Consider the following 6,522-nt stretch of genomic DNA (forward strand, 5'->3'; position numbering starts at 1 on the left):
GCATTTCTTTTCCATACATGCAGAACTGTGATCACCGCTATTGTAAAAAGCTCCGGAGTCCCATAGGGAGACTGGAACCAGTGCACATCCTTCAGACAATAGAAAACTAACAGCAAAAGGATCATTGGAGGAAGATTTTTTTCAATAGTGGATAATATGGCAGGGGGTTCCATTGAATTGAAAAAGACAAATGGTAATGCCCTTGTGAAGAATGTAGCAATTGCTACAACTGTTGTGACAGCAAGCAGATGTAACATATCATTGGTCATAGACGTTTCTCCGGGTCTGTATCAGCAGTTAACATAGCAGTGCTTTTAGCCTTGACTATTTTTTCATGTGCCGCCAGGATGAGCGTCCCGATGAGAATTGAAACAAGAAGCATATTTTTTGGGTTGAATAACACAATAGAGATCACACCTGCGCCAATAGCAGCTATAAAAGGAAAGCGAGGCCGTGAATTGTAGTACTGCTCAATGGTCAATACTACAAATAATGCAGTAAGTACAAAAGCCATGCCATCCAGATTCAGATCAAGTACCGAACCCAATAAAGCCCCTATGACTGATCCGGCAACCCAGTAACAGTGGTTCAGCACAGCTATATAAAAGTAGAACTTGTTTTTAGAAACCCTTTCGGGAACCTGTGTGGTCGTAAGGAGCGCATATGTTTCATCAGTGAGTGCAAATATGAGATAAGGTTTGACTTTCCCCACATCTGAGAACTTCTCAAGCATGGAAAGACCATAAAAAGAATGCCTGAGATTGATAAGAAGCGTTAGGGTCACAAACTCCATAAGTCCTGACCCCGCTGCCAGCAGTGCTACCGATATGAACTGCACTGATCCGGCATAAATAAAAATGCTCATCAAAAGAGCATAGACCCAGTGATATCCTGCTCCCATAAGCAAGAAACCAAAAGCAATTCCCAGTGGAATATAGCCCAGAAATACAGGAGATGTGATCCTCAGTGCAGTTAAGAAGAGATTTTTACTATCATGGTTCATGATACAAAGCAGTATTAGGGAATAATTTTCCTGGAGTAGACCTTGGTGAACTATATATGTCCACCAAAAGTGTATATGCTTTTTAATGCTCCATAGCATTACATAGCATCTTTCTGTGCCTTGGTGAAATGTTCAACAGCTTGTGCCAGTTCCTTGTGATCTCTGGCATATTCGGCAATGTCCATCTTTTTAAGGTAAGCATCACATGCCTGCACTAACGCCTGTGCTCCGGCTTTAGTACCTCCCGGATGAGCATGCACCCCTGAACCCATAGTTGTGATAAAATCCACGTTCTCCATCACATCTATAAAAGGTTTTAGCTTAACAGGATTAAGTCCACCTGAAACAATGGGACAGCATTTTTTCATACCTCTCCAGCTGTCATCTTCCAGAATGACATGATGAGCCGAATCTTCGGATACAAGATGGATGGCGTCCGTATCGTTCTCAGGTATCTTTGTCCAGGTCTGCTCAAAGAAATGGCCTTTGGACCTCATATACAGGATTCCGTGAGCAGCAACAACATCCTCTTCAGGAGTACCTTTCATTTTTCCAACACCTGCTGTGCCTGTGTGTATACCTGAAGCACCGGCAAGCCGTGCAAACTTGGACAGGACCAGTACAGAGAAACCGATTGGGTTTTCAGGTCTGGTAAAAGCCCCATGGGCTGCTCTGTGGAAATGAATGAATACTCCGGGATAGCGCCTTCTAAGAGTCTGCACAGCCATCCAGCCGGCAGTTATCCCGTCAATCAGGAATGCATAGCTACCCGGCTCGAAGCCTGCATTTACTATCATTTCACACCTTTCGATCATGGTATCGAAATCTGCAGCTGAAACATTGAAAGAATGGACCTTTTTTCTACCAGTCTCCTTAACAGCCTTATCCATAGCTTCCTTCACGTGTTTTACCATTTTGTCATAAGGACAGAAATCCTGGTTTGCCTGAGGTTCATCGTTCTTGACAAAATCCCCTCCACCTGCCCAGAAATCATAACACACTTCCGCATACTCTGCAGAAGTGAGTCCCATCTTTGGTTTTACAATAGTACCCAGGATCGGCCTGTCATATACACTCAGATATTTGCGCATGTCATCCAGCGTATAGCTCGGACCGTCATATTGTTCAAGCATCGAAGGAGGGAACCATACATCCAATAATTTCAAAGCTTTGATCTCTTTAATGCCCAGAATATTTCCGACTATGTATGTAAGAATATTCTGGACGTTTCCCCCCCGGTCAAAAAGTCTCCAGGGATATGCTATCCATACAAGATTCCTTTCCAGGTCCAGCTGGTAGACCAGCGCATTCATGGTCCTGGAAAAAGGGGTTTCGGTGTTAACCTTGAAATTAGTCCCTGTGGATGATTCTGCCGCAACTTCCGCAGCCGCTTGAAGTATGTTAAACTTTCCTTCCGGAACTAAATGAAAAACTCCAAGCAGATATTCCCCATTACGCGGGTCTGGCAACTCTAAATTCACATAAGCCTGCTGTTTGGAATTCAGAGATTGAATAAGACCTGGATCAGTTGAACTCATATTAGAAACAAGAGTTGACATCCTATTTGAGTTTTTGGCAGCTAAATCGATCTTGGAAAAACGTTAAATATGCTAATGCATAACATGTTTTCAAAAATATAATCGAGACTGGAACCGGAAACCTGCTTCTAAATATGACTAACAGAAATACCGTTTACAGTTAACTAAGAAAAGTAACATACATCTCTAGACATCAATTAGATATCAGGCATCTTTGTGCCGTGTTCTATCCTCCGCCGGATCAATATGATCATCTGGTTCACCGGGTCCAACGTCTCCACTGCCTGGCTGGCTACCATCTGCACTATGATCGTGATAGTTTTCATCACCTACGGCGTTTCCACAGGACATCGTTAGGACGAACATAATGACTAATAAAATTGCAATCAATTTTTTCATTTCAAGCTCTCCATATATCTATTACAAGTCCAATGAAATAAACTTTTTGAGTTACCTTAATATATTATATATCTTACAAACAAACTGATTTAGTTATTTGTAAGAATAACCACCCTTTGCTAACTTAGCCAATATGCCTAATTGGATTATTTCAAATATAATATCAAGGACAGCATTAGCAAGATCACCGGTGACCGGAACCTGGGCTACGGTCAGATCTGTGCCTATATTGGCCAAAGCGAGGAGTATGAAACCGACAACCAGATTCCTCATTTTCTTGTCCTGAGTTAACATTCTTAACAAACCGATCTTATTCATATTAACACCCATACTGATGATTTACAAGCAGGGATAAAATGATCAAACCCTGCAAAACGAGGTAAAAATAACTGGATATCCGGATAAAACTTAGGCTCTATAATTGATAACGCCTTCTTCCTCATAGAACAATCTGGAATTCCATAATCCATAATAATTGCTGATCTCATCCATAATGTATTTAGCGATCGATACGGAATCTTCTTCCAGTTTCCAGGAATCCCATTGCCTTTCTACAAGGATCACTTCCGAATCGCATTTTAGTTCTTCCTTACTGTCGTTTTCTCCATTCGTTAAAATGGAATTAGCACAGTTGAAGATCTGTACCATGATCTTTACTTTACCAATGTAGTTGATCTTGGAATAGAACGTTGATGTGAACTTGATAGTTTGCAACAGGTTGCAAGCAAGCAGTTCGTCATCAAATCTTTTGATGTAATTTTCCTTAAAGAAACTACCACAGCTTTTCATTGAATGGACCAGTCCATTCCTGTGGATCTCAACTTTATTGCTGGCATTGCGAAGATGATCTTCATCATCCCATTTAATACCGAATTTAGTAGGCCTGATCGAATACGTAAGATAGCCTGTGCAGTTGTTTACTTTGCCGGAATGTAGTTTCATAAGCTCACGACCGAACTGTGGAGAGGGTTCGAACATCTGCCCATCGATCTTTAGCGGAGTTACGACCACATGACCTTCAATTCCATGTAATTGCAGTTCGTGAGGGAGCTTGTTCTGACTGGAATAAATGGCTTCTTCAATATAACGCTCAAGCTTGCTCATTCCGAAAAAGCGTGACTGGTATAACCACTCCACCTCATTTTCATCCATGGGAGTGGCCGAGAAATTATACCTCTTGTAGTACCGCTTGTCCTGGTTATTGTAATAGGGTTTACTTTGCCCTTCAGGAATATGAACTAACAATATAACCCTGTCAGTATCCGGGATAGGTATCTTCTTTATCTGGACACTTACCCGGGGAATTATGTTGCCCAGAATTATCTGCTCCAGCCTTTCCTTATTGAAATCACTGTCAACCCCATTGATCGACTGGGGGTGTCCACCCTTTCCGGTTTCCGCCACCCCGTAAACAAGATAACCACCTTTGGTATTGGAAAAAGCTGTGACCTGTTTTATAATGCTGTAGTCGTTGAGTTCCTGTTTATAATCAAGGATCATTGATTCTTCTATCTGTTCATCAGATAACTCCTGAATATCATTAAACGTAACATCAGAAAATGGTTTATCGAACAGCATATCGTATCAGTGCATTCCATAATTGAGTTAGATTAAAAGTGACCTGTCAACCAGATAAATTTATGGGTTTGGAGAATCCCTGCCTTCATCAAAGTCTTTAATCTTATGTAGCTTCAAACCAGCATAAGAATATAATACCACCTGCATTATTGTGGACGCGGAATCGATATCCTGGAGATATGTGAACTATGCCGAGCGGAAAAACCCATGAGAAGATAAATATTACAGTGCTGGTGGTCATATTGACTGGCCTTTATTATCTCTCAACACGGCAGGAAACTGCAATAGTCTTCAGGTATCTTGATATTTACAAGATACTGACCTTTTCTGTTTCCTACCTGTTCGCAACATTTTTCCTTAGCCCAGACCTGGATACGAAAAGCAGACCCTACAAAAGATGGAAGATGCTCAGAATACTCTGGTGGCCCTACAGGATCATATTTAAACACAGAGGCTTCTCCCATAACATGTTTCTCGGACCTCTTACCATTCTGTTGAACCTTGCATTGATAACATTTGCATTACTCCTGTTTACAGGTATCGAACTGAGGAGTATCCCGCCAAGGTTTGCTGTTGCGTTCATTGCAGGAATGGTCCTGCCAATAGAAGTTCATATAATATCGGATATTCTTGTACCAAAAATAAAATTTGCTGTTAAGAAGCTAGGCTGAGAACAGCAAGATCCATAAATATTAATTGCGAATGTCTCGATGCCAAAGAGCAAAAGTTACTGCGGTTTTCACCTTGCAAGCTCCTCTTTGATGGCTGCATACAAGAACGAACTGAGTTCCTATGGCATACCCACAATGACTATCCGTTTTTCCATTGACAAAACATTTCCCTGGGAACTTGCAGAGAAGCTTGGTGAATTTCATCAAGCCAGCACAAAAGGTATTCTGTGGATGTTACAGCAGGTATTTAAAGGACCTGGATGATAATTTGATTGAAGTGGCATGTAATCCTTTTTGGAAACTTGATGAGAAGGATGATCTGGATATACCCTTATGAGCAGCTATACCAAACCGGAAAAAATACTGTATGTGGCCAACAGGCAAGAATGGCGTGCATGGCTTGAAGAGAATTTTGACAAAGAAAAAGAGATTTGGATGGTCTATCCGAGCAAATCTTCAGGAAAAGCACGTGTATCGTATAATGATGCGGTAGAGGAAGCATTGTGTTTCGGTTGGATCGACAGTACAGCAAAGTCTCTTGATAAAGATAGCAGTGCACAACGTTTCTCACCGAGAAATCCAAAAAGTGCCTACTCTCAGGCTAATAAAGAAAGGATGAAATGGCTTCTGCAAAGGGGTATGATACATCCATCAGTGAAGGATACTGCCAGAAAAATTCAAGAAGAGGAGTTTGTTTTTCCTCCTGATATTATAGAAACAATAAAAAGCGATGAGTTAGCTTGGGAAAATTACAGCAAATTCTCTGATGCATATAAAAGGATCCGTATCGCTTATATCGATGCTGCACGAAAACGCCCGGATGAATTTGAAAAGCGACTACATAATTTTATAAGGAAGACCAGAGAAAATAAGCGAATAGGCTTTGGAGGAATAGAAAAATATTATTAGGCCTTTTGAAATTCAAACTGCCATTTAAGAGAAAATCGGATACATTAATATGAACTGATACTATGGATAAATTTGTAGCTTTTCTAAGAGAGATGATCAATCTGTTAAGTCTTATCTAAGGTCTGGTTCACAGCCTCTTCAACCGTCTCTTTAGTTTGGTTCGCGACATGTGCCAATGTCTGGTTCAGAGTCTCCCCTACAGTTTCCTTTGTCTGGTTTATGGTCTGATTCACAGCATCTCCCACTGCCTCTTTTGTCTCGTTGACTGCCATGCCCACGGTCTGATTTATGGCTTCACCTGCTGCTTCTTTGGTTTGGTTTACAGCCTTGCCTACAGTTTGATTTATATTTTGTCCTACCGTCTCTTTTGTCTGGTTTACTTTCTCTCCCACAGTCTCTTCTACGGTCTTGTCCGTACATCCGG

10 protein-coding genes are annotated in these 6,522 nt (G+C 41.3%); 3 read left to right on the forward strand and 7 right to left on the reverse strand.

Going from position 1 to position 6,522, the window contains the following annotated elements:
* From ACCM36_RS02855 to ACCM36_RS02880, 6 genes are all read right to left on the reverse strand, one after another.
* Positions 1 to 269, reverse strand: a 269-nt coding sequence (locus tag ACCM36_RS02855; protein ID WP_370572217.1) for a branched-chain amino acid transporter permease, incomplete at its 3' end; no start/stop codon positions are given.
* Positions 266 to 1,003 carry an AzlC family ABC transporter permease gene (locus ACCM36_RS02860; RefSeq protein ID WP_370572218.1) on the reverse strand — a complete coding sequence of 246 codons (738 nt, stop codon included), beginning with the start codon at positions 1,001 to 1,003 and terminating at the stop codon, positions 266 to 268. The genes ACCM36_RS02855 and ACCM36_RS02860, both read right to left, overlap by 4 nt.
* Positions 1,004 to 1,101: 98 nt before the next feature.
* Positions 1,102 to 2,541, reverse strand: a complete 1,440-nt coding sequence (locus ACCM36_RS02865) for a ribulose-bisphosphate carboxylase (RefSeq protein WP_370572219.1) — start codon at positions 2,539 to 2,541, stop codon at positions 1,102 to 1,104.
* 197 nt (positions 2,542 to 2,738) lie between these two features.
* On the reverse strand, positions 2,739 to 2,867 hold the full coding sequence (locus ACCM36_RS02870) for a hypothetical protein (RefSeq protein WP_370572220.1): 129 nt from the start codon (positions 2,865 to 2,867) through the stop codon (positions 2,739 to 2,741).
* Between the two features lie 166 nt (positions 2,868 to 3,033).
* Positions 3,034 to 3,258: a hypothetical protein gene (locus ACCM36_RS02875; RefSeq protein WP_370572221.1), complete on the reverse strand. Its 225-nt coding sequence runs from the start codon at positions 3,256 to 3,258 to the stop codon at positions 3,034 to 3,036.
* A gap of 90 nt (positions 3,259 to 3,348) precedes the next feature.
* Positions 3,349 to 4,518 carry a helix-turn-helix domain-containing protein gene (locus tag ACCM36_RS02880; protein WP_370572222.1) on the reverse strand — a complete coding sequence of 390 codons (1,170 nt, stop codon included), beginning with the start codon at positions 4,516 to 4,518 and terminating at the stop codon, positions 3,349 to 3,351.
* A 188-nt stretch (positions 4,519 to 4,706) separates the two neighbouring features.
* On the opposite strand from ACCM36_RS02880, the gene ACCM36_RS02885 reads away from it, so the two are divergent.
* The 3 genes from ACCM36_RS02885 (at position 4,707) to ACCM36_RS02895 (ending at position 6,098) form a co-directional block, all read left to right on the forward strand.
* A complete protein-coding gene (locus ACCM36_RS02885; RefSeq protein ID WP_370572223.1) occupies positions 4,707 to 5,189 on the forward strand; it encodes a metal-binding protein in 483 nt (160 codons plus the stop codon).
* Between the two features lie 39 nt (positions 5,190 to 5,228).
* Positions 5,229 to 5,453: a hypothetical protein gene (locus ACCM36_RS02890; RefSeq protein WP_370572224.1), complete on the forward strand. Its 225-nt coding sequence runs from the start codon at positions 5,229 to 5,231 to the stop codon at positions 5,451 to 5,453.
* A 105-nt stretch (positions 5,454 to 5,558) separates the two neighbouring features.
* Positions 5,559 to 6,098: a YdeI family protein gene (locus ACCM36_RS02895; protein ID WP_370572225.1), complete on the forward strand. Its 540-nt coding sequence runs from the start codon at positions 5,559 to 5,561 to the stop codon at positions 6,096 to 6,098.
* A 104-nt stretch (positions 6,099 to 6,202) separates the two neighbouring features.
* Here the strand turns inward: ACCM36_RS02895 and ACCM36_RS02900 are convergent.
* The coding region (locus ACCM36_RS02900; protein ID WP_370572226.1) for a hypothetical protein at positions 6,203 to 6,522 on the reverse strand (320 nt) is incomplete at its 5' end.

The sequence above is a fragment of the Methanomethylovorans sp. genome (assembly GCF_041305605.1).
Classification (GTDB): domain Archaea; phylum Halobacteriota; class Methanosarcinia; order Methanosarcinales; family Methanosarcinaceae; genus Methanomethylovorans.

Coding starts and splice junctions, on each gene's coding strand:
- ACCM36_RS02865 (WP_370572219.1), bottom strand. CDS start 2,541: ATGAGTTCAACTGATCCAGGTCTTATTCAATCTCTGAATTCCAAACAG.
- ACCM36_RS02875 (WP_370572221.1), bottom strand. CDS start 3,258: ATGAATAAGATCGGTTTGTTAAGAATGTTAACTCAGGACAAGAAAATG.
- ACCM36_RS02880 (WP_370572222.1), bottom strand. CDS start 4,518: ATGCTGTTCGATAAACCATTTTCTGATGTTACGTTTAATGATATTCAG.
- ACCM36_RS02860 (WP_370572218.1), bottom strand. CDS start 1,003: ATGAACCATGATAGTAAAAATCTCTTCTTAACTGCACTGAGGATCACA.
- ACCM36_RS02870 (WP_370572220.1), bottom strand. CDS start 2,867: ATGAAAACTATCACGATCATAGTGCAGATGGTAGCCAGCCAGGCAGTG.
- ACCM36_RS02890 (WP_370572224.1), top strand. CDS start 5,229: ATGCCAAAGAGCAAAAGTTACTGCGGTTTTCACCTTGCAAGCTCCTCT.
- ACCM36_RS02885 (WP_370572223.1), top strand. CDS start 4,707: ATGCCGAGCGGAAAAACCCATGAGAAGATAAATATTACAGTGCTGGTG.